Here is a 23,966-nt window from a genome sequence, read left to right on the forward strand (position 1 = left end):
CAACAGACTGTGATGTGGACGAATAAATTTTAAACAGGGAGATTGAGTTCAACCGATCTGCCCTCAATATAATAATTAGACAATTTAAGAATCTATAGGACGTAGGTGTTCAGTGCGCTCACTGTACCCACAGCCTTCAATAAATGGAGAAAGTAATGGCGACTCATTTTGATTACATCTGTATCGGCGGCGGTTCAGGCGGCATCGCATCAGCTAACCGCGCAGCAATGCACGGTGCAAAGGTTGCACTTATCGAAGCTCAAGACCTTGGTGGTACTTGTGTAAACGTTGGTTGTGTTCCTAAAAAGGTAATGTGGCACGGCGCTCAAGTTGCTGAAGCTATCAACCTATATTCTGAAGATTACGGCTTCGATGTTGACGTAAAAGGCTTCAACTGGAGCAAATTGGTAGAAAACCGCCAAGCGTACATTGGCCGTATCCACCAATCTTACGATCGCGTTCTTGGTAACAACAAAGTAAACGTAATCAAAGGCTTCGCTAAGTTCGTTGACGAGAAAACTGTTGAAGTTAACGGCGAACACTACACAGCAGATCACATCCTGATCGCGGTAGGTGGTCGTCCAACCATTCCAAACATCCCAGGCGCAGAGTACGGCATCGACTCAAACGGCTTCTTCGACCTAATGGAGCAACCTAAACGTGTTGCTGTTATCGGCGCGGGCTACATCGCAGTTGAAATCGCAGGCGTACTAAGCGCACTTGGCACAGAAACACACCTGTTCTGTCGTAAAGAGTCACCACTTCGCAGCTTCGACCCAATGATCATCGAAACATTGGTTGAAGTAATGGAAGCGGAAGGCCCAACACTGCATACACACTCTGTTCCTAAAGAAGTAGTGAAAGAAGCAGATGGCACGCTGACTCTGCACCTTGAGAACGGCAACACTCAAAACGTTGACCACCTAATCTGGGCTATCGGCCGCCACCCAGCGACTGACGCGATCAACCTAGCATCAACTGGCGTTGCAACCAACGACCGTGGCTACATTAAAGTAGACGAGTTCCAAGCGACTAACGTTCCTGGCATCTACTGTGTTGGCGACATCATGGAAGGCGGTATCGAGCTAACACCTGTAGCAGTTAAAGCAGGTCGCCAGCTTTCTGAGCGTCTATTCAACGGTCAAACTAACGCGAAAATGGACTACAACCTAGTACCTACTGTTGTATTCAGCCACCCACCTATCGGCACTATTGGTCTAACGACTCAAGAAGCCGAAGAGAAGTACGGCAAAGACAACATTAAGGTTTACACATCTGGCTTCACTGCGATGTACACAGCAGTAACCAAGCACCGTCAACCTTGTAAGATGAAGCTAGTATGTGCTGGCGAAGAAGAGACCGTAGTCGGCCTACACGGCATCGGCTTCACTGTTGACGAGATGATTCAAGGCTTCGGCGTTGCAATGAAGATGGGCGCAACCAAAGCAGACTTCGATTCTGTTGTGGCAATCCACCCTACAGGCTCAGAAGAGTTTGTTACCATGTAGATCGTAGTCTGGAAAATCTACTCTTTAGATTTGTAAAGTCTGGAAAACATACTAGCCTCAATAGAGTTCAACACTCTGCGAGGCTAGTATGGTTACGGTTATCCACTCAAAAGATTTCAATGTTCCTCGCATATTTCCTGCGTCAAAAATCTCAAAGTCTTTCTTACTAAAAGGCTTTCCAACTTTCTACTCAAACGAAAATGAGTACATTCTTCCCGTAAATCTCTGGTTAAATTATCTTCAAAATATCAGAAGCGCATCTGACATTTCTTGCTGCGTTAGAGCAATGAAAAGGTACTGGCAATTTCTTGAAGATACTGGATGTGCCTGGAATGCTTTTCCTCCTACAGATTACCTAAAGCCTACTTACAGGTTTAGAAACGATAACTTACTCAACGCAGCTAAAAAGGGAGAGATCGCATACTCAACTGCATCGCTCTATATGCTGCAAGTTATTAAGTTTTATGAATGGGCGGCTCACGAACGTTTTATAACTTTTACGGAAGATAATAAACCGTTTAACTACCAGTTAGTTCATATCGCAAACACAGGGATGATGAGCCACAACAACCCTAAGTTTATTGTTCGCTCCACAGATCTAAGAATAAGAAAACCAGCCAAGAACGAAAACCAAAGACTTAATCCCTTATCAAAAGAAGAGCTTGCTCAATTTGCAACCTGCTTAACAAACTACTCTGAAGAGTTCATCATTCATCAACTATTACAGCTTCAATCAGGGTTAAGAGTCGAAGAAGCTTGCACGTTCTCTATTGCTTCCGTAGAAAAACCAGCCCCAAACTCAAAGAGATTCGAAGTAGAAATCGGTCCCTCTAATGGGGTGCACACAAAATTCAAGAAAACCAGAAAGGTCGAAGTTCCATTTTCACTTATGCAAAGGATGTACTATTACAGCGTCTCAGAACGTCGATTCAATCGAGCAAAAAAACCAACCAAGACCACTCTACCCTTTTACTCAATAATCGTGGAATGCCTCTATGTAGCAATAATATTCAACAGTACTTTCGCCGTCTACGAGAAGATATTAAGAACACGTTTCAAACATCATTCGATCATAGAACACATGACTTGAGAGCAACTTATGGAACCTACCGGTTAGATGCTCTTTTAGATCATCTAGCTGTTGGTGATGCGCTAGCGCTAGTAATGGCTTGGATGGGTCACAAGGATGACAAAACAACATGGAAATACCTTAAATACCTTCGCAAAGAGAAAGCTAATCAATCTGCGATAGTTCTCCTTGATCAGATTTTAGAGGAGTCACTTAAATGAGCTATTCGCCCCCAATTTTGACCATAAGAATGCGCACCGGTATTGATCAGTATTTTACATATGATTTCACTCGTTTTTTTTATCATGGTGTAGCCTTTAAAAGGAGCTTTGAATCAGCAAGGCCAGCAAACCGTGATGATGATGTTTTACGTTGGTATCGATTTTTTAATGATACCAATGAATATTCAGATCTTACCAAGCAAAGCTACCTTCGAGACTTTGCTCTCTTTGTTCGTTATTGTGATTCAAAGAGCCTTCGACCGGAGAGCCAGGAAGCTGTTGAGTCTTTAGAAAGGCATTTAATAGAACAAGTTAGAATTGAAAAAATGAATGTGAACTCCGCTAGAAAGCAGATTTCATGTGTAAAAAAATGTTTAGAAAGACTGGGAAACCCCAGCTCAACTTGGTTTTCGCCTTACACCCTGTTTCGCTCTGAACCCAATCCAACTGAAGGTTATTCTGATCAAGAGCTAAGTCTTCTTGTAAAAGTCATATATCGTTTTTTTAACCAGCTATCAAAACAAATCTTAGATGAACCACAGAAATACCTGAAAGCTGCGACCAATAAACGTGTTGGCACTTTCATGTACCAGGGGTTTACTCATGATATTGCTTCCCCCATTACAAAATGTTTTAGCGCTGCTTATTTCTTGCTCGCGTATTACACATGGGGAAATACAACGGTGCTCCTAAACATGACTAAGCCAAAAGAGAAAATTTATGAAGGTGGAGCTTGGTTTGAGCAAAGTGTATTGAAACCCAGAGCAAATAAGTTTGTATCGGTTTCAATTGGCGATAATGGCACTTACCATGTTCCAAAGATAGCTCTGCGTTTTTTTGAGCAACTCCTTAAGCTTAGCGCGTCAATATCGACTGACTCTCATCTGCTGTATCAAGTTAAAGCAGGGGAAGTAGCACCATTGCAACAAGGTCATATCCAAACATTCTCAAAATGGCTGCAGCAAACATTTTCCTTGATGACCGATGACAATAAACCTCTAAAACCAACGGCATCAAGGTTCCGGGCTAGTGGGAGCTATCGGTACTTAGCAAAAACGGGAAACGCAGTAGAAACTTCACTTTTATTGGGAAATACTCCACGCACGCTCAACAAACACTACTCTTCAGGGAACAGGATTGAAAACGACAAGCAATTATTGGCAGCTACATACACAATAGAGGGAGTTGCAAGGTGTTCTGATATTAACCAAGCAAAAGAGCACGCAAAAAAAGAGCTGGGTATTGAGGTTCTCCCTTATGAAGAATTTCTACATAAGTACACTGACTCTAATGGCCAAAAGACTGTGCTTGGTACTGGCTGTAAGAATGTTTTTTCTGGGCATGTCGAGAAATACCGAAGAAGGAATCACTTTAGCCCTAAAGACTTCATCGTTGACCATTTAGCATGCTCAGATATCCATAATTGCTTTAACTGTAAGAACCAAGTGATCATTGAAAGTGTTGAAGATATCTGGTGCCTGTTAAGTTATCGAGAATCAATCAAGGATTCCAAAGTTTATCATTTAAACGAGCAGCATTTTTCCAACAATTACTCCGATCTTCTAGCGTCAATTAATCGAGTAATTTTCACAATTCACCCTAAAGTCAAAAGGCTAGCTGAAAAAAAGCTTAAAAACGAAGGTCGCCATCCTATTTGGCCTAATGGTATCAATATTGATTTTTAGGAGGACAGCACCATGACACCACTTTTTGAGTTACCAAAAAACATCTTGCAAGAAAACGTCTCTGAATACAAAAGAATCATTCAGCTCTATGCAGACAAGAAATACCGAGAGCTAGATAAGATCACTGTCACCAAAAATTATGATGGCTCAACTAGAAGTCAAATAGGAGATGAGGAGTGGAACTTTCAAGCTTATCTTGACGCTAGAATCACCTACAAAAAAAGTATCGTGTTCTCAAAAATAGACGATGACGATTTGGCTAGAGAGATGAAGCTAATTTGTTTTTCATGGTTGTATATCGCTGGCCACCATAGAAAGGGCGCTGTAATAAAACCCTCGACTCTCATCGCTCGTTATTCAAAGTTATGTATCGTATATAAGTTTCTAGATAATGAAGGTTATACCTCTGTCGAGGCACTAACATCCAATTTAGTTTTTAGTCAATTTTGCATATTCGTTCGAAACCAAGGTTATAGCGTTGGTCAAGTAGAAGGCTTGTTCAACGCCCTAATGCATGCAGAAAAAATAGCCCGATACTTACCAATAAACCTTATAATTCCAGAAGGTTACACACAAACCACCTTTTCCAGAGAGATAACCGGAAAAGCTAAGTTAGAGTGTAAAAATCAGTTTTACGCTATTCCTACTCGTCTAATGGAAAAAATTTATAGCCATTGCTTTGGATTGGTCGAAAAGTACCATCCACACAAAGAGGCCTTGCATGAACTATTACATGATATGAGGCAAAACTACGAAGAAGGAAAGAGAAGGGTTGATGACAAAATTAAGAGCGGCACTTGGCACTGGCTAGACAAAGACTCTCCAGATTATCGGGTAGAAGTTAATAAGCATCAGCCTTTTAGCTATCGAAGCATATTCCAAGCTCACCTAGAAAACTCAGAGCTCGCACAATTGCTGCCTAGACACGCGGTAAAAGTTCAAGGAAAAGTAATAGAATTACAAACTGCTTGCTACATTGTATGCGGTGCACTTACAGGAATGCGCCGCTCAGAGCTATTTTGCCTTCACTCAAACAGTTATAAAGAAAAAGAAGTATATGGGCGTACTTATAGCGTGCTCCAATCCGAGCAGCATAAATTTAGTCAAGGTGCGGGGAAGAGTGCCGAATGGGTGACGACCCCCTTAGCAAAAAAAGCAATCGAGCTAGCAGAAGCTATTTCTCGCTATATGAGAATTCAGCTGCTAGAAGATGATGACCCAATGAGTAACCACGACTCAAGCTGCTTATGGTTAGGGCAAGGAAGAAAGGCTCAAAAGCCAATTATTCGTCAAGACGGTAATATGCGTACCCATTTCAACAGATTGTGTAAGGATGCTGGCGCCGTGATTACAGCTCAAGACTTAATAGAATTTGAAGTTATCAATCCCAATAGAGAGCCAAATCACGCAGACGAAAGGATTGCTGAAGGTTGCGTATGGCCATTAACAACCCATCAACTTCGCAGAACATTTGCCGTTTTTTCCAAAAGACACAACTTGTGCCATGACATTGCTATAAAACAACAATTCAAACACTTAGATCTTCCAACTTCTGAATGGTATGGGGAAGGAGGACTTGCAAGCAAGATTAAGGCATTACAGATTGATACTGAACTCCAATCTTTTTTAAACGATGTCATTCAGGAATCAACAACTCAAAAAATTCATCAGTGGTATGAAGAAAAGGAATCAAACAATCTCATGGGAAATATGGCTGGTTCTATAAACAAAAACCGCCTTTCACTGCATAAGAAATACCGAACTTGGGATGCAGTCAATGAACATGTAAGGGCTGGTCGCTTAACTTTAGTTGGTACCCTACACTCGTACTGTATGGCTGGATACGAATGCCAGATGCATAAGATTAGCTCACCTGCAAACTGCATGAATTGTGAAAATCAGCTAATTGGTCAAGAGCAAGTTGAAAGCTGGCAAAAGCGGCACTCGTGGGTTTCTCAGCAAGTTAAAGACATGGATGCGATCGGTACATTAACAAGTTCGATGTATTCTCATTTCATAACGCAGATTAGAGCGGCAGAAAAAGTACTGCACCGATTTAAAATTCCATTCGAAAAGTTCGACATAGGAAGCGACCAGTATGAGCAAGTCCCAAATTACGAGGGTTGAGCTTGAAAATGCGCTAAAGCGTATTCTAAGTAGGCAAACCGAACGCATAGATCCAAATAGAAAAATTTCTGTCAAAGCCGTAGAAGAAGAAGCAGGGTTAGGTGATGGGTCCGCATATTACTACAAAGACATAGTCTCAACGATAAAAGAGACAGCGATTAAGAGCTCACCAAAAACGAGAAAGCAAAACCTCTACGAAGAAAAAATCGCAAACCTGAGAGAGCGTTTAGCGAATGAAAAACGCTTGAAAGAAAAATATTACAAGCAAGCTGAAGACTATAAACAACAATTAAGTGAAATGGCCAGTCAGCATAACCAACTGGCCTTAATGATTCAGCAGTATCAGTATCAAGTCGCCGAATTAGAATCAGGTACTACACAAATGATTGACGTTAATAACCTCGAGTAATTCTTCCCTTGAGACTCTTATGGAAGTTTTCAGCAGCATCTTTACCAGTGGTTGCAGAATCGAATACGCCTCGACGGTTTAAAGCAACTGTCTTTTCTCGACGGTACTCCTCAATAAACAAAGAAAGATGGCTCATTCTTGCCATTTGAGGCCACATTTTTAAGTACTCTGGTAAAGCACTATACCCTGTTCTATAAGAAGATATTCGAGTTGCTGATATTGTTGCCTCCCCAATCTCAAATGGAACCCACCAGGAGCTTGCGGTATCCTGTGATATAACCGCAATCATATGTGTAGAGCGAGCAATATTTCTTGTTATGACTTCGGTAATATTCACACTCGTTTGTGATTCCGTATCTAATACATCCAAATAGGTTTCAATACCAGAACTTCGTAGGTGTCTATCAATTTCAAGTGCTGTACCCCTATCAGTATGTCTATAACTAATAAATACTGTCATTAGAAATGCCCCTTAATTGCAAGTTCACGATAATATGCACCCAGTGCAGTAAGGCGGCACCCTGCAGACTCCATAGCTGCAAAATACATATGCTCTGAATCAACAGGCTCTATCAAACTATGACGATTACATTTTTGTAGTTGAGCAAAAATTTTGCCCAACTCTGGATTATGGTTGCTGTATTCAGGTTCATATTCGGGTGTAAGAGCGTAAACAGTTTCAGATTCTGGGAACCACTCTGGTAACTGACGAAGTGTTTCTAAGGGAACCAAAGGGGTATGTTCTTTTAAAGAAATAAATTCAGATACGTTGGTTTTAAATACAGGCCTTTGTTCCCAAGGACCTAATGCATTATCAACAAAAGAATATAGGCTACCAGGTGTAACGTGGCCAAGAACATTTGTCGCCCCTCCATGCAAAGCTTGGAGCATAAGCTTAGTAAAGACTCCATGACCACTAACCTCTTGAGCATACTCATCCTTTCTACAAGCAGTTAGAATTGTTATTCCATCACTAATAACGCTTGCTCCTCCCTTCAATTGGCGCACTTCGCCTGCACCACCGGCCTCACAGCAATCAAGGATAATAATTTTGTTCTTTATTCCAGTTGCATTATCAGCCCATTGAAGAATATCACTCACTCTCACACCATCTCTTGAGTCTCGATAATCTTGAGGAATGATCATTCCTTCATGGAGGTTATCGTCAAATTGCCCATGACCTGCAAAATATAATAGAGCTACATCACATGAGCCAGAAAATAGCTCCTGTATTGACTCTTCAACAAAGCGTCTACTTAAATTATTTTCCGCAGTTGTATATACCTTGCTATGGAAGTTAGGGGTACCAGATGCGTGTCGTTTAAGTACAGACGCCATCTCAATAGCATCGTTATTACAACCATTTAATGGATTGATATTCGAATAATCATTTATCCCTAGAAAGAGTGCTTTTCTCATGATGTCATCCCTCTTACGCCAATCGACGTATTGCAGAAATAATGCTTTCAGTCGACCAATTACATACTTCACTAGCCGCACTCCTTACCGTTGTAGAAATATTAGTCGAACCAAAAGGTTTAACGGCTAGAATTGGCTTCCCCAATCTCTTTGCTATCTCTATCTCTTTATTAATCCACTTACTATGGGTTGAATAGACGCCAGCCATAATTACAACAACTGAACATGCTCGAACTTTGTTTTCAATAGCTTGTGATAACTGATAATCAGTTCTAGCTCCTGTTATCGGGCTACTCTTCGGTACGGAATAATTCTTAAAGTTGAAGTAAGGACGGGAATTTAACAAATTGGTAAAATTGATGTATTGAGAGCCATAGCTCCATGAGTGGGAAATAAATAAGTTATAAGTATTCATTGTGTAGGCAACCTTCTGATTCAATATTTTTTTTAACCAGACCTAGAGGTCATGGTGAACAAAAGAGATACTACCCCTCAATTCTGGTTAAATCAATTATTTTAATCAGAAATTGCCGATTAATTTATATACAAACTCTTTGCCGCCACTTTCTGCTGCTTCTTCAACTCTGTTAACATACCCGAGTTTATAAATATTCTTCAGGCGAGTACTCGCATTTTGTGTAGATATATCAAAATGTTGCGCGACTTTACTAGTGGTTGCCTTTCTTTTCTTAATCAAATATTCAACCAACTCTTTGACTGATTTAGTCATGTCTGGGCCGATGAACGTAGCTGAACTTCCTTCCCAGACAGTCATAGGTTGCTCTTTAGCAATAGCTCCGTATGTCCAGTTATCAATCAAATCCTCATCTTTAAAGTTAGTTAAATAGAAAAATTTTTCTCCAGAAAAATGTTTAGCAAGCGCCATCACACTCTCTCGTGGGAACGATGCATCAGTTGCAACTATTCCATCAAGGGAAATCTCAAATGTATCTTCATTTTGATGACAAGCTACAAAGTCAAAAAGAGCAGCGTATACAGCTTTTCCTTTTACATTGCCATTTGGATGTTCATCTTGTGTAAAGTTTTTGAGTTTTAAAAGCATGATTTCTGATTCATATATTTTATTTAATGAGAATATAGCACATTAATCGAGATAAAAATCAAAACAAATGTGAGTTCCTAGGATTTTTGTGAGTTCGTCTTGATATGAAAACTCATAAACTTGCCCTTCTTGGTACTTAATCGTGATTTCAAAGCATTCTTGTCTTATGCAAATAGTAGCGTCAAACTTGGCAGCATTCTTTGCACTCAACTTCATCCCTAAACCACGACTTTTATAATTGGGGTCTTTTGCACCACTAATTCCCCCATTCTCAAACACTTCTTTAAGTAATAGTGCATTTGATTTTGTATTATCTAATGGGTATTTCCGATATAGCTTAGGGTATCTAAGCTGTAATACAGGTCTCAATGTACCAATAATACCCTTCCCACTATCCGAAAAGACTGTTTGTACGTTTTTTCTTTTCTTATCTTTTCCATAAACTTGAAGTGCTGCAACTCCGGGAATTGACGTTTCAGAGTGCTCGATAATGTTGTTAATAAACTCAGCTATGAACCCAAAGGCTGTGTTTGCATGCTCTTCACCTGCGAGTTCAATAAATGATTTTTTAAGCCTAGTAGGTAGATCCGTCTCTTTTGTCTCAAAAGGGATAGAGACAAACTCCATAACTTTACTATTTTGACCGTAATGGCAAGAGTGATCTTGAACTTTGGGAATAACACTAATTGTTTCATCTAATTCATCAAACAGCCCTACGCGGCAAAGGTATGAAAAAGATTCAGAACATTCTAAAAAATCTAAAGTTATAGATTTCCCATTAATTGAAAGTTGATTAACAAGACATAAAATTCTAGATACTGCTCCTAGTAAAATTGCACAATTGCGAAATTCCAATCGAACTGATTCTACGGACTCTAACCACAGATCTTCATTCTCGAATAGGATTTTTTCAAAATCAGACGCTCTAAGCCAGCCTGCTTTTTCAATCTTTACAACTGTCTCAGCTCGGCCTAGATACCATCTATTTTCAACACACTTGAACAACCCACTTTCATCATGGTGTAAAAACGAGTTGACTGATTTTTTATCCAATTTCAATTGCTTAGCAATTTCTCGGCCTTTTAGTCCTGAGCTACTTTGTAGCAGGCATTCTATTTTGGACTTCATTAAGCAACACTCACCTTTAGACGTATCCACAACCTCAAAACCACCTCAACAATGCCACATTGCGTATAGTGACTGAGCTCATATTCCATAGTGACGATATTGTAACTGAAATAAAGAGTTAACTAGAGTGTTGAGATCATTTTTAAACTACGAAGCGGCTAGAAAGGCTGAAATTACGCGATGCCTAAAACTTCCCAATCGAAGTTCGTCAAAGGTATTAAGAAATCTGCTTGAATTGGAATCGATGTAGGTAGTACTACTCCAGTTCAAATTTGAGTTCACTTCATCTCGCTCTTCTACGAGGCTATTAACAATTAGATGAGCCCGTTGAGGCTCTAACTCAAAATCTATCAAGCTATCTATTTTTGCAAACATGCAAGACTCAGGAATGTCTTGTTCAATCCGTTCGGCATACTTAATCAAGCTTTGTTCCGCAAAAGTAAACAACCAAGCCTCCTGATTCACAGCGTCATTTACCCTAAGAATTCGCCCTAATACCTGCCTAAAATACAGCTCAGTTTTGACCGAACTCATGTGGCAACAAACTTGAAGGCGAGGGATATCAGTTCCTTCGCTAATCATTCCAACACTGACAATCCATTGAGCGTCACTTTGACGATAGCGTTCTATTTCGGCTAAAGGTTCTTCGTGGAGGTAAGTGACTATTGAAACTGATTGAGCATACTTTTGAGAGAGTATCTTTTTGATCGCTTGAGCGTGCTGAACAGAAGAAGCAACAACTAACCCTCCGGCAGTCGGCAATTGAGAGCGGATTTCTGCGAGCTTCTTACAACCGAGCCCAAGCAAGTATTCCATAGCTTCTTGGTTATGTATGACACTTAGGTATGAAGTTTTTGTCTGTTTAAGCATTTCTAAAATTGAAGAAAACGATTCAACTTTTTCATCACTGGCCACTGAGAGGTGTTCATTATCCACTAGCACCAACGTCGGAGATCGACAAACCTTGTCTGCAATAGCTTGCTTCAAGGTATATTGGTAATCAACGAGAAGTTGGTTATCGTTATTGCTGTATTCACCCATAACGATAGGTAAAGCATCTGAACGCCACGGAGTTCCTGACATAGCAAGTGTATAGGTTGCGAGCCCTTGAATCTTTGTGAGTACTTGTTGCCCCCAAACATTTGCATTTTCAATCTCTGAACCTGAACAGTGATGAATCTCATCAAAAACAACAAACACTCGATGGTTACAGAGGGTTTTCCAGAATTCATCATTAAGAAATTGAATTGATTGATATGTTAGGGATTGCCCAATAGAGCCAAGGCCTCCGTTAAAGGTGCAATTAAGAGTTCGTGAAAAGGTTCTCTTGATTCCATCAGAAACCGTTAAAGACGGAGAAAAACACAAAACAAGATCGACCATATTATCGTTAAGCAATCTTGATGCGACTGTTGCGGCGAGCACCGTTTTTCCAGCCCCTGGAGTTGCTTGACAGAAGAAGTGCTGCTGATTCGATCTAAATTTCAGTAACGCTTTTTCTGAACATTCGATCTGCCATTGCCTTAACATGGTAGGTTGTCATCTGAGAGCGCTTTAAGAACATTCGTTAATCCATTAACCTTTCCAAGCAGGTGCGCTGAACGTTCTTTTGCTTGCTGTAGCAATGGGGATAATCGGCTCTCAAGTTCAGGAAAGCGGTATCTTAATGATTGATATTCATCAATTTCACCAAGCACGATCTCCAATTCACCTTTGTATTCGTTGCTCTCTCGAAATAGCACAGAGTAATCCGATGTAGCCTCTTTTATCGAGGGTTCGCGTTTAGCTTTCCTTCGGGGCAACACTTCAAGATATCTAAATTGTTCGGTTTGAAAGTACCTTTTATTTCTTCCTTCACCTTCAGTTCGAAGCCAACCCCTTTGTTGATATTGCCATATTTGGCGATAAACCTTCTTCCGAGCCTCATCAAGATTTTTTATGCCATCTACAATGTTTAATGAAGCGTCCCTAGCTTCTATTACAGAAAAACCATCCATTCCTTTTTCAATCAACAACTTGTGCATTACTGCACTGATTTTTATAGAACGTTTCATGTACTGCTTATACCAATCTAAATACTAAGGATTGCTTAGTATACAGAAATCAGTAAAACTAAGAAAATCTTAGTCATATAGAGCCAATAGTATGAATTATAAATGTCGACCGACAACCCTGTTCCAGCGCGGCTCAAAGAGGTGCGTAAAAAAGCAAAGATCTCCCAAAAAGAATTGGGGTTGCGTATTGGCATCGATGAAAGTTCGGCTAGTGCAAGAATGAATCAGTACGAGAAAGGAAAACATACACCTGATATCAGTACATTGAAGAAAATGGCTGACGAACTTGGTGTACCTTTGAATTATTTTTTCTGTGAAGACGAATGTTCTGCTAATTTAGTTTTTTTAATCAATGAATTAGACAAAAACCAAAAACAAGAATTAATAGTTCATATAGAAAACACTTTCAAAGTAGCCTTAGTTGATAACTAAAACTATTGATACCGCCCCCCTTGATGCTGTATTATTGTTTAATATACATACAAAACTGTATGAATTTTTATACCTACCAAATAAATTAGGGTACCCATAATGACAACCTCAAACATAGCTGAATTCGCAAAAGCAAAAGCAAAAGCGCTAGCCATGCTAGAGCGTTCAAAATCTGGTACTTTTAGATCTGTAAATATGCAAAACAAGTCAGCTCGTCATAACTCTAACAACGAGCCAACTTTATACACGAACGCTAAAAGCTATTAGCCAGATAATTCATAAACTGGAACTTTTAGATACGGAGGACGAAACTCTACTTCCTCTGCATCTAGAAAGAATTCTTTGTATCTGTGAATCAACCGTTTAGCTGGTTCCATAATACGAATTTCTTCCAAGTCAAATACTTCTGAAATTCTATACATCAACCCAGAAACAAATGGGATAGCACGACCTTCAAAGCTACTTTTGCTGGCATCTCTCTCGATCTGAGACAGCACCAACCGCTTATTGACCAAATCCACGTAACCAGATACCAAGCCTACTAATTCTTGATTATGCCTTATTGCCAAGACAAATCGTTTAGAATTGTAGACAGACTTGCTAACGGCTTTCTCCCAAGGGAGATTCCCATAACCGTCTTTGTTCCCTTTTGGAACCCAATCTCGTGCTGCTTTAGCATCGCTTCTTGTTGCAAACTCTAATTCTAAAGGAATTCCGTCATCTAACGCTTCATATTCATTAGTAGCAATTTGAAACGCTATTTCTAAAATCTCTTTAATTGGACTCTGCTCATTAGCTTCTAGTAACGTTTTACGACATGTTACTTCGTCGGTGTTCATACCACTGGTAAACATTGGTTTTCTCCTGTAAGAAAAATTGATTGAGGGACAGACGTGACTTAATTAGGAACAATCCTAGTTTCATCATGAAAAACTCCGATTTAATTTGCGGGATTTCCGCTTCTTTAATTTGCCGATTCTATCGATACAAAAAATGAACAATAGAGAACCGACTTCGTTTACTAACTAACAAACAACGTTAGAAAGAAGTGCTTTGCTTTCGCTAAGCGACAATGAGGTTAAGATAGTGACTTGGTCCTGTCAACGCAGAAAACCGGACACTAACTATTGATAAATAACACAATATACTAAGAGGCAAAGAAGAGAGGATAGGATGGGAAGTGCCATAAAACTCTAATAACTAAAATTCTGGAAAATTAATTTTCCAGAATTTATTATTCTTTAAATTTTTTTGATTTTGAGATTTTTCTGGAAAATGACCTGAAGCTTTATGTTGTATAGGTTTCCAGTTTTTTTCACTTCTAAATATAAAGAGTGTAGAGTTACCATGAGATAATCAACGTCTTAGTTGATCACTCTTTAGAAGCAGGCCTCGTGCCTGCTTTTTTTATATCCGCTCTGAACCTTAGTTACCGATTCGACGTAACACAAATATCCACCTACCTAGAACAGCAATGGAGTTTGTGATGAATCTACTAATTGAATCATTTGAAGGCGGGATCTACTTAGCTTACCAAATCATTGGCGAGCAAAAACAGTTAATCAAAGACGACCACCAGCACCCAATGAAGTTTTTGAGTGTTAACCAAGCGCGCGACCACTTTAGTGACCAAGGCGTAGCGTCGGCCACGCTTATTCATAACAGTGCCTACGACGAGATGTGTGGTGAGCATTGTGGTAACACCCAACCATTCGAGATTGATTTGAAGTGGAGTTAAATCAACTTCAAAGCAATCGCGATAAAAATTGAAAGGCTTGCACATCTGCAAGCCTTTTTCGTTGGGGTTTTATTTCTTATCGTGCTGTACGTTTTTGTCTGCGTTTGATGTTTTGCTCTTTCACAATAAAGTCGAACAATGGAGCAAACAAGTTAGCAAACAAGATAGCGAGCATGATGCCTTCTGGATAAGCAGGGTTGAGCACTCGGATGCCGACCGTCATTACACCAATCAAGATCCCGTAAGCCCACTTACTCTGGTTGGTAAAAGCGGCAGAAACTGGGTCGGTCGCCATGAAGAAGGTACCAAAGGCAACACCACCCAGCACAAAGTGCCAGTAGAACGGCATCGAGAACATAGAGTTAGTCTCTGAACCAATCCAGTTCATCAAGCTAGATGTCACCACAAGGCCGACAATTACACCCGCTACAATGCGCCAAGAGGCAATTTTCATGACAATCAGAATCAGCCCCGTCAACATGATAAGCAATGAAGAAACCTCACCCATCGAGCCGGGTATATTGCCGATAAACGCGTCCATCCACGTTATTGTCTCGCCAGTCATATTGTTAATCAGAGAGGTACTGCCCCCCTCATACCATTGACTCAGTGGAGTCGCTCCTGAATAACCGTCAGCGGCAACCCATACTAAGCCACCCGACATGTTGGCTGGATACGCGAAATAGAGAAACGCGCGGCCTGCGAGTGCAGGGTTGAGGAAGTTTCGTCCTGTACCACCGAACAGCTCTTTGGCGACAACGATACCAAAGGTGATACCTAGCGCTGCTTGCCATAACGGAATGGTTGGTGGAAGAATCAGTGCAAACAGCACCGAGCTAACAAAGAAGCCTTCATTAACTTCGTGCTTGCGAACGACAGCAAACAGTACCTCCCAGAAGCCACCTACCACAAACACCGTGGCATAAACGGGTAGGAAATAGAGTGCACCAAGCAACACCTGACTTACCCAACCACTTGCCATCAGTGACTGTGCATCACCAAATGCCCACGACAAGCGCCAACTGCTGTCGATGATGGAGGCAAGCTCAGCGCCAGAATAGGTAGCTGTCAAACCCATCACGGCTTGATGACCTACGTTGTACATACCCCAGAACATTGCAGGAAAAGTTGCCAGCCACACCAGAATCATGATTCGTTTGAGATCGATGCTATCTCGAACATGGGTCAAGCCTTGGTTTACGTTACCAGGCGTATAAAATATCGTCGCGAAAGCCTCGTATACAGGATAAAGCTTTTCGTACTTCCCTCCGGCTTCAAAGCGTGGAGCCACGTCTTCTAATCGTTTTTTTAAACTCATAATCTCAATCACCTTATTGCTTGAGTTATGGTTTTCTACGCATCAACCGTGCTATTTGAACAATTTTTAGCTATTTTTAATCAAATTCGTCTTGAAGAACGAGTATCTGAAAGTCGAACCGATGTTGAAAAAGAAGAATGTATAAACAACAAAGCCCCAGCAATGGCTGAGGCTTATTTGGTATAACAACGGTCGTCGTTACTTAACGCACATCACATTGAGCAATGAAGAGCCTTTCAATTGGTTAACGTTACCGTTGGTAAACAGGCCTTTCTTATCTGCGCCCCAATAAGGGAGGTGCATTGGCCAGTTCTGTTTTTCCATAACCTTTGAGCTCAAGATGCTTTGCCATTGCTTTTCACTCATCAGCTTCATGTTGACCTGATTACACACTAATTCAGCGCTATCGTAATCTAGGCGGCTCCAAGGCTTACCTTGTTCCATGTAGAACTGTTGTTGATGGTCTAGAAGGTAAGGAATCGCATATTGGTTACCCGCAACGTCTGCTGTCACGCGAATCTCGATTTCTAGATCACCATCTGAGCGCGCATTACCGCTTGGTAGCGTCTGAATAGCAGCAGCACTCGTTACCGCGGCCGCTTGCTTAACGGCCACAGGTTTTGCTGTTGGTTTTGGTTTTGGTTTTCCAGGAGCCTTAGGCTTAACCATTTTTGGCTCTGCCGGTTTTGCAACAATAGGCTGTGACGAGGTCTGAGACTTATCAACCATACGAATGAAGGCTTCACTGTATCCAGACACTTTACGGACCTGAGCTAGGTCTTTTCTTGCATCGGAGAAGGTAGAATAAGGGCCAATTAAACAACGATAGTCTCCGCCTTCCGGCTTCATCCATACATTGGTCGAGATCTTCTCATATAGGGGCTTTGCTCGGTTCAGTGACAAAGGCTTATTCAGCAAGCCACATTGAACCCAAAACAGCTCGTTATCTGAATGACGTTTAGGCGCCTTGCTCCCCCAAACACCCTTACCGATCGGACATGATTGCTCTAGCTGTGGTAATTGGTTGGTGCTTGCCTGAGTTGCATCACATAGAACCGACTCTGCATTCACTTGGCTCGATACCAAAAGAGATGCAGCGATAAGCCCCATACGATAATTTCTCGTCACAGCACGACATACAGCATTCATTGTCAATTTCATAACCACCACTTAAACCCTTACGGACTAATTATTACCGAATCCATGTCGATAAAACATGAATTCCATTTTAAGTATTATTGACACTATCAATGATACTAAGTTCCAGATCCATTAAGCAAAAAAAGAGCCGTAATTGCTTACGGCTCTTAGTTTAGTGACTTTTTTTACTAAAAATCAAACCGAGCTATCACCCTTTATAAATTTTCGGGTTAAACACGTCGCGTAACCAGTCGCCTAATAGGTTAATAACTAGAACCAATGTTACCAAAAGCACTCCTGGGAATGCTGTGATCCACCATGCTCCTGAGAAAATGTAGTTAAAACCAGTACTGATCAGGGCGCCGAGTGACGGTTGGTCTACCGGAAGACCCAAACCTAGGAAAGAAAGTGCCGCTTCTGACATGATGGCATTTGCCACCTGTACCGTAGAGATAACCAAAATCGGTGATAAACAGTTAGGCAGAATATGACGGAACATGATACGAGGCGCTCTAAAGCCCATCACACGTGCCGCTTCTACGTACTCTTTCTTCTTTTCTGCCAATACCGATGCACGAATAGTACGAGCATACTGCGGCCATTCAGCAATACCAATAATCACCACCAGCATAACAACGGCATATTGCGCGTAGAAGTCACTACCGAAACTCGCCTTAAAGATGGCCGAGACAATGATCGCAACCATCATGGTTGAGAACGAAAGCTGAACATCGGCAAAACGCATCAGGAAGCTATCAATACGACCACCGAAGTAACCCGCAGACAGACCAATAATAATACCAAGAGTCAGCTGAAGACCTACCGCGAGGAAACCAATCGTCAGTGACAGACGCGAGCCGTAAAGCATCGTAGATAAGATGTCACGACCTTGCTCATCAGTACCCAGTAGGAAACGTTCTTCTCCGTCTTCCATCCAAGATGGTGGCAACTCAGAATCCATGATGTCGATAGACGTCACGTCATACGGGTCTGTTGGCGCTAAGATCGGTGCCGCTAATGCCATCACTAGGAAGGCTGCAAAGATCGCAAAGCTGACCATTGCCACTTTATCGCGTAAGAAGTAGTACAGAATGTCTGACTGCTTAAATCGCTCCCAGCGAGATGGAGCTGTTGTTGTTTGTTCCATGATTATGCTCCTTTCCCTGTAATGTTCACTGTTGGGTTAATGATGCCGTACAGCAGGTCAACAATGGTGTTCGTTACTACGAAGATCAGACCAACGAAGATAACGTATGCGGTAATCAGTGGAGTATCCACTCGGTTAATCGCTTCAAGGAATAGAAAGCCGGTACCCGGCCACTGGAATACAGTTTCCGTAAGAATGGTGTAAGCCACCATTGTACCAATTTGAACACCACCAACCGTTAGTACAGGTAGCATTGTGTTCTTCAGAGCGTGTTGGTAGTAAATCTTGTTCAGCGCTAGGCCTTTTGCTTTACCAAACTTGATGTATTCAGAACTAAGAACCTCGAGCATTTCAGAGCGTACTAGACGAATGAACAGAGGCAGCATGATAGATGCTAGAGCAATACTCGGCAGCACTAAGTGCGCAAGGCCATCTAGCGTTAGGAAGCCAGATTCCCAGCCGAACCAGTTTGCGGTATCACCACGTCCGAATGACGGTAGCCAACCTAACTCAATCGAGAACACATACATCAGCATGATTGCGGTTAAGAAAACAGGTACCGAGATGCCGACACTACTGCCCGCCATCACCAATTTAGTGAAGAAACTTTTTGGGTGTATTGCAGAATAAACGCCGAGTGGGATCGACAGACAAACAATGATCAGAGAAGCGCCAAACACAAGTTCAAGCGTCGCGACCAATTTATCTAAGATTACGTCCACAGCAGGGCGTTTAAAGAAATATGAAGTACCAAGATCACCTTGTAGAGCTGCGCCCACAAAGCGAGTGTATTTTGTAATGAAGGGATCATTTAAGCCGAGTTCATCACGCAGCGCTTGACGCTCCGATTCTGAAACAGATTGACCAACTAACTCACGCAACGGGTCGCCCAGGTTATCCTGAATGGCAAACGCCACCAAACTGATCACAAACATCACTATCAGTGCCTGAAACAGGCGCTTGACCAGAAACGTAACCATTCCTTGCCCCTTATCTATCCATGACTATCTAGTCGAAATCCGCGACTAGATAACAAAATTCAGTCTTAAAAAAGGTATTTAGCCAGACTGAAGGAAGACCAAATACCGAAACTTAAATCTATTTCTTAATAATTTGAGAGCCTGAAAAGCTTCAGGCTCTCGATTCTAGCAAGCTAGATTATTTTACAACTAGGTCGCCGAAGTAAGGCATAACCATTGGGTTTACTACGTCTGCTGCACCTACGTTAGACTTCGCGCCCCACGCTTCACTTTGCCAGTGTAGCGGTACGAATGCTGCGTCGTTGTAAAGTGTTGCTTCAACGCCTTTTAGCATTTCAGAACGCTTAACTGGGTCAGTTTCAGTGTTAGAAGCTTCTACGATCGCATCCATTTCTGGGTTTGAGTAACCAGAACAGTTGTATTGACCACGACCAGTCTCTTCGTTACGAGTCATAGTTAGGAACTCGTTGAAGTTAGCTGAATCTTCTGTATCTGAGTGCCAGCCGATCATCATCATGTCTGCTGAACATAGGTCAAACTCAGGCCAGTACTGTGCTTTAGGCATAGTCTTAAGATCAACTTTAATACCAATCTTAGATAGCATTGCTGCAGACGCTTGCGCTACTTTCGCATCGTTCACGTAACGGTTGTTCGGTGCCATCATAGTTAGCGTAAAGCCATCTTCGTAGCCCGCTTCTTTCATCAGCTCTTTCGCTTTTTTCAGATCGTAACGAGGAACTAGGTCTTCGTTGTGACCCGCGTAGCCTGTTGGGCTTTGCTGACCAGCTGCTGTCGCGAAACCTTTCATGATTTTCTTAACAATACCTTCATTGTTAATAGCATGAACGATTGCTTGACGAACGCGCACGTCTTTCAGTGCTTCGTTGCTGTTTTGGTTCATTTGGAACGTAATGATACGAGTACCAGGTAGCGTTACTAGATCGATGTTCTTAGCGTTTTTAACACGCTTGTGATCGTTTGGTGCTACTGGGTGAATCATATCAACGTCGCCAGAAAGAAGTGCAGCAACACGTGTTGCATCTTCTTTGATTGGCACAAGTGTTAGCTTGTCTACGTTGCCTTCAGTTTCTGTGTCCCAGTAATCGTTGAAGCGCTCAAACGTTACTTTAACGCCTTGCTCACGTTGCGTTACGATGAATGGACCAGTACCTGAAACGTTAGTCGAAGCGAACGAGTTACCGTGCTTAACTAGCTCAGACTTGTCTTTACCTTCTGCTGTTTGGCCAGAGTAGAACTTGCTGTCCATTGGGAAGATGTAAGTTGCTGTTTGTAGTACTAGTGGGTAAGCCGCTTTAGAAACAAGCTCAACTGTGTAGTCATCCACTTTTACCATTTTTTCGTATGGCGTGAAGATAGACTTAAAGTCTGGAGAAGCTTGTAGACGTTCAAAAGTCCACACAACATCATCAGCAGTCAGTTCGTTACCAGAGTGGAATTTCACACCTTTACGTAGGTTAAAGCGGAAAGTCGTTTCATCAACACGCTCCCAGCTAGATGCTAGGCGGCCTTCAAAATCCATCTCTTTTGTGAAACGTACTAGAGGGTCAAACACCATGTGAGACATTTGCAGTGTGCCACCAGACAGCTGCTCGTGCGGGTCAAGTGATACAGGGTCAGCTGCGTAGCCAACGGTAATATCTGCTGCTGCTGCACTAAAGCTTAGGCCAGCTGCCATTAAAGCTACTGCTAATTTGCTTTTCATGGTTTTCATTGCATAACTCCTTCATGCGGGAATCCAGATCCCTAGTTGTTGTATTTGCGTCTGTTTATTGTTTTTAGCAAGCCAAACTCCAGCCTGCTGATTTTTATACCGCGGCTTGTGCCACTGCTTTTTCTTCTCTTAAACCTGTAAATTCAGGCATTAAAGAAATTAGGTGTTTGCTGTATTCATGCTGAGGCGATTGGAATAGCTGCTCGGTTGGCGCGACTTCCAATAGTTCTCCCATTTGCATCACACCAACACGATCACACATTTGGCGAATAACCGGTAAATCGTGACTGATGAACAGCATGGTTAGGTTTAGCTCGTCTTGTAAGTCTTTTAATAGGTTAAGGATCTGAGCCTGTACCGACACATCCAGTGCCGAGGTAGGTTCATCACAAATCAAAAGACGAGGGCGAGTTGCCAAAGCGCGAGCGATAGAAATACGCTGACGTTGGCCACCTGAGAATTCGTGTGGGTACTTAACCCCGGCCATTACGCCTAAACCAACGTGCTCTAGCAGGTCGTTCACGATCTGACGAGTTTCATTCTCGTTGCGCGTAAGTTTATGGAATCGGATAGGCTCAGCAATGATGTCGAATATCTTCATTCGAGGGTTCATTGATGTGTAAGGGTTTTGGAAAACCATCTGCATTTGACGACGCATAGGGCGACGTTCTTTTTCAGATTTCAGACCAGTAAGGTCAACGCCTTCAAACGTTACCTTGCCTGAATTCGGTGCATACAAGCCAGCAATCACACGAGCAATAGTTGATTTACCTGAGCCTGATTCACCTACTAAGCCAAACGTCTCACCTTCATGCACTTCAAAGCTCACGTTGTTTGATGCTTGAACGTACTCACGACGACTCTCAAAGAAAGAATCTTTGGTAGTAAAGCGTAAGTGCACGTTTTCAACATTCAACAATGGGCCAGTGTAATCACGGTGATCTTGGCTTTGACCTAACCAGTGATTTTTCACATCTAGAGGTTCCATCTCGTGCGCTTCTTCGATGTAGCTCACAAGAGGGAAACGATCGAGTTTACGGTCTGAACGTGGAACCGCTGAGATAAGACTGTGTGTGTATGGGTGTTCAGGAGTACCAAGGACTTTCGCCGTCGGGCCAAACTCAACCAAATCACCACGATACATCACGGCTACACGATCAGTAACATTAGATACCACACCCATGTCGTGTGTGACCAACATACAACCTACGTTCTTCTTAATACATAAGTCGCGAATCAAACCCAAGATCTGGTCTTGGATAGAAACATCCAGTGCAGTTGTTGGTTCATCTGCGATGATTAGGTCAGGTTCACCAGCCAATGCGATCGCGATAACCACACGCTGACGCATACCGCCAGAGAATTGGTGTGGGTACTGCTTTAAACGGTTTTCTGGTTGTGGGATACCCACTTGGTTCATCAAGTCTAATGAGCGCTGGTAGGCTTCTTGATCCGAAACCTTCATGTTGGCATGAATCGTCTCTTTTAACTGCTGTTCTACTGTGAATAGAGGGTTAAGAGAAGTCATTGGGTCTTGGAAGATAAAACCAATCTTTGAGCCGCGAACAGAACGCATCTGTTCAGGAGATAAACCAGAGACTTTTTCGCCGTCCAGAAATACCTCGCCGCTAGCAATGCGGCCAGGAGGGCTCAGCAAATCGATCACAGCATTACCTACTGTTGATTTACCTGCACCAGACTCGCCTACAACACCAACAATCTCACCACGTTCAATGTTGAACGAAAGTGATTTAACTGCGGCGTGAACTCCATGACGAGATGGGTATTCGATACGAAGATTTTTTACTTCTAAAAGTGACATTACCAGACCTCTACTGCTTTGGCAGCTTTCTGCCCTGTCTGCAAAATTGAATCCATTCTTACCAGAATATTGTTCTGATATTTTATACGGTTGACAATTTGGCAAATAATTCACAGAAAAGCAACAAAAATAGGATAAAAAGTCGACATTAAACGCTTAGCAAGCAAAAGTGCCACATAACTATTCACTCAAAGAGCATATAGTAAGAAAAATCAACATTATATTATCGGTAAGAAATACTCACAAACTCCTTACCACCACTTACTTGTAGAGTTTAAACTGTGCTTCAAAGCAGATCTCACTACCAGTCACTGAAAACAAATAATTATTCCAAAAAACAATTAACACTATAGAAACAAACGCTAATTTTGTTAATTTAAACAAATAAAACAACTAGATAAACGAAAATTAACCATACATATAACCATTTAAATTATTTTGATAAATACAAACCAGAGAAATGAAAGGCTTAACAAATCAGAGGCGTTTTTGAACGAGCAAATGCGCAGAAAGCTGTCAAATTCAGGCCTTAGTGAGCAGGTTTAGGGTCAGGTTTCACTTTTCATAAAAGTCTTTAGACCAAGCCCATTAGTATGTCGAATTATTGAACTAACTATTTATATAAAATTAGATATAAAACTGCATGTTTGATAAAGAAAGTAGCTCTGTATCAACACCATAATCAAGAAAAATGGTAGGAATCTGTCTTACATATAAAGGGGGAGGTTTACGGAAGCAACAGCAGGTAAGATCCCAATATTCAAAGTAGAGAGTTACTGAAACAACAGATGTAAAAAACCAGTTTTTCGACTAAGGCTTCTTAAGAGTCGATGAAGAGGGGTTTGGCGCGGCAGGGCTCCCTGTGGACTGGCGATCCACCGGGCTGGCGCACCAGCCCGCGACCCTCTTGGCACCAAATTATCTAAATTCCAGACGTAAAAAAGCCCCGTCATTTCTGACGGAGCTTCTTAAGT

General features: G+C 41.8%; 21 protein-coding genes. 7 read left to right on the forward strand and 14 right to left on the reverse strand.

Features of this window, described 5'->3' with window-relative positions; genetic code table 11:
* Positions 1 to 155: 155 nt before the first annotated feature.
* The 5 genes from gorA (at position 156) to AB8613_RS08175 (ending at position 7,019) form a co-directional block, all read left to right on the forward strand.
* Positions 156 to 1,508 carry a glutathione-disulfide reductase gene (gene gorA / locus AB8613_RS08155; protein WP_372383698.1) on the forward strand — a complete coding sequence of 451 codons (1,353 nt, stop codon included), beginning with the start codon at positions 156 to 158 and terminating at the stop codon, positions 1,506 to 1,508.
* Between the two features lie 879 nt (positions 1,509 to 2,387).
* Positions 2,388 to 2,798 carry a tyrosine-type recombinase/integrase gene (locus AB8613_RS08160; RefSeq protein WP_372384807.1) on the forward strand — a complete coding sequence of 137 codons (411 nt, stop codon included), beginning with the start codon at positions 2,388 to 2,390 and terminating at the stop codon, positions 2,796 to 2,798.
* The gene (locus AB8613_RS08165) at positions 2,795 to 4,483 is read left to right on the forward strand and encodes a hypothetical protein (protein WP_372383699.1); all 1,689 of its coding nucleotides are present in this window, start codon (positions 2,795 to 2,797) and stop codon (positions 4,481 to 4,483) included. Before AB8613_RS08160 ends, AB8613_RS08165 begins: the two co-directional genes overlap by 4 nt.
* A 12-nt stretch (positions 4,484 to 4,495) precedes the next feature.
* The gene (locus tag AB8613_RS08170; protein WP_372383700.1) at positions 4,496 to 6,610 is read left to right on the forward strand and encodes an integrase; all 2,115 of its coding nucleotides are present in this window, start codon (positions 4,496 to 4,498) and stop codon (positions 6,608 to 6,610) included.
* A complete protein-coding gene (locus AB8613_RS08175) occupies positions 6,582 to 7,019 on the forward strand; it encodes a hypothetical protein (RefSeq protein WP_372383701.1) in 438 nt (145 codons plus the stop codon). The genes AB8613_RS08170 and AB8613_RS08175 overlap by 29 nt, the downstream gene beginning before the upstream one ends.
* On the opposite strand, the gene AB8613_RS08180 is transcribed toward AB8613_RS08175, so the two are convergent.
* The 7 genes from AB8613_RS08180 to AB8613_RS08210 all read right to left on the reverse strand — a co-directional run bounded on the left by AB8613_RS08180 (position 7,003) and on the right by AB8613_RS08210 (position 12,683).
* The gene (locus AB8613_RS08180) at positions 7,003 to 7,479 is read right to left on the reverse strand and encodes a toll/interleukin-1 receptor domain-containing protein (protein ID WP_102579892.1); all 477 of its coding nucleotides are present in this window, start codon (positions 7,477 to 7,479) and stop codon (positions 7,003 to 7,005) included. The two genes, AB8613_RS08175 and AB8613_RS08180, sit on opposite strands and share 17 nt — an antisense overlap.
* On the reverse strand, positions 7,479 to 8,438 hold the full coding sequence (locus AB8613_RS08185; RefSeq protein WP_372383702.1) for a caspase domain-containing protein: 960 nt from the start codon (positions 8,436 to 8,438) through the stop codon (positions 7,479 to 7,481). The genes AB8613_RS08180 and AB8613_RS08185 overlap by 1 nt, the downstream gene beginning before the upstream one ends.
* Positions 8,439 to 8,451: 13 nt before the next feature.
* Positions 8,452 to 8,853 (reverse strand): TIR domain-containing protein, encoded by a 402-nt coding sequence (locus AB8613_RS08190; protein WP_102294564.1) that lies wholly within the window; start codon positions 8,851 to 8,853, stop codon positions 8,452 to 8,454.
* 105 nt (positions 8,854 to 8,958) lie between these two features.
* Positions 8,959 to 9,501 (reverse strand): DNA-binding protein, encoded by a 543-nt coding sequence (locus AB8613_RS08195; protein ID WP_372383703.1) that lies wholly within the window; start codon positions 9,499 to 9,501, stop codon positions 8,959 to 8,961.
* A 42-nt stretch (positions 9,502 to 9,543) separates the two neighbouring features.
* On the reverse strand, positions 9,544 to 10,629 hold the full coding sequence (locus AB8613_RS08200; RefSeq protein ID WP_102294560.1) for an ATP-binding protein: 1,086 nt from the start codon (positions 10,627 to 10,629) through the stop codon (positions 9,544 to 9,546).
* A gap of 147 nt (positions 10,630 to 10,776) precedes the next feature.
* Positions 10,777 to 12,159 (reverse strand): DEAD/DEAH box helicase, encoded by a 1,383-nt coding sequence (locus tag AB8613_RS08205; protein WP_372383704.1) that lies wholly within the window; start codon positions 12,157 to 12,159, stop codon positions 10,777 to 10,779.
* Positions 12,153 to 12,683, reverse strand: coding sequence for a hypothetical protein (locus tag AB8613_RS08210; protein WP_372383705.1), 531 nt, complete (start codon positions 12,681 to 12,683; stop codon positions 12,153 to 12,155). The genes AB8613_RS08205 and AB8613_RS08210 overlap by 7 nt, the downstream gene beginning before the upstream one ends.
* A 102-nt stretch (positions 12,684 to 12,785) precedes the next feature.
* Between AB8613_RS08210 and AB8613_RS08215 the strand changes: the two genes are divergently transcribed.
* The gene (locus AB8613_RS08215) at positions 12,786 to 13,115 is read left to right on the forward strand and encodes a helix-turn-helix domain-containing protein (RefSeq protein ID WP_372209249.1); all 330 of its coding nucleotides are present in this window, start codon (positions 12,786 to 12,788) and stop codon (positions 13,113 to 13,115) included.
* Positions 13,116 to 13,378: 263 nt separating this feature from the next.
* Here the strand turns inward: AB8613_RS08215 and AB8613_RS08220 are convergent, their stop codons facing one another.
* Complete coding sequence (locus tag AB8613_RS08220) at positions 13,379 to 13,969, reverse strand: hypothetical protein (RefSeq protein ID WP_372209248.1); 591 nt, start codon at positions 13,967 to 13,969, stop codon at positions 13,379 to 13,381.
* 632 nt (positions 13,970 to 14,601) lie between these two features.
* Here AB8613_RS08220 and AB8613_RS08225 point away from each other — a divergent pair.
* The gene (locus tag AB8613_RS08225; RefSeq protein WP_065207383.1) at positions 14,602 to 14,853 is read left to right on the forward strand and encodes a DUF6482 family protein; all 252 of its coding nucleotides are present in this window, start codon (positions 14,602 to 14,604) and stop codon (positions 14,851 to 14,853) included.
* A gap of 76 nt (positions 14,854 to 14,929) precedes the next feature.
* Here the strand turns inward: AB8613_RS08225 and AB8613_RS08230 are convergent, their stop codons facing one another.
* From AB8613_RS08230 to AB8613_RS08255, 6 genes are all read right to left on the reverse strand, one after another.
* On the reverse strand, positions 14,930 to 16,171 hold the full coding sequence (locus tag AB8613_RS08230) for an NADH:ubiquinone reductase (Na(+)-transporting) subunit B (protein WP_372383706.1): 1,242 nt from the start codon (positions 16,169 to 16,171) through the stop codon (positions 14,930 to 14,932).
* Positions 16,172 to 16,369: 198 nt separating this feature from the next.
* A complete protein-coding gene (locus AB8613_RS08235) occupies positions 16,370 to 17,332 on the reverse strand; it encodes an SPOR domain-containing protein (RefSeq protein WP_372383707.1) in 963 nt (320 codons plus the stop codon).
* Between the two features lie 187 nt (positions 17,333 to 17,519).
* Positions 17,520 to 18,458, reverse strand: coding sequence for an ABC transporter permease (locus tag AB8613_RS08240; RefSeq protein ID WP_017060135.1), 939 nt, complete (start codon positions 18,456 to 18,458; stop codon positions 17,520 to 17,522).
* A gap of 2 nt (positions 18,459 to 18,460) precedes the next feature.
* A complete protein-coding gene (locus AB8613_RS08245) occupies positions 18,461 to 19,438 on the reverse strand; it encodes an ABC transporter permease (protein WP_210447262.1) in 978 nt (325 codons plus the stop codon).
* Between the two features lie 178 nt (positions 19,439 to 19,616).
* Positions 19,617 to 21,170 (reverse strand): ABC transporter substrate-binding protein, encoded by a 1,554-nt coding sequence (locus AB8613_RS08250; RefSeq protein ID WP_065677336.1) that lies wholly within the window; start codon positions 21,168 to 21,170, stop codon positions 19,617 to 19,619.
* Positions 21,171 to 21,264: 94 nt separating this feature from the next.
* Entirely contained in the window at positions 21,265 to 22,992 is a 1,728-nt protein-coding gene (locus AB8613_RS08255) for an ABC transporter ATP-binding protein (RefSeq protein WP_019826573.1), read from the reverse strand.
* Positions 22,993 to 23,966 lie beyond the last annotated feature (974 nt).

The organism is Vibrio sp. BS-M-Sm-2 (assembly GCF_041504345.1).
GTDB classification, from domain to species: domain Bacteria; phylum Pseudomonadota; class Gammaproteobacteria; order Enterobacterales; family Vibrionaceae; genus Vibrio; species Vibrio satsumensis.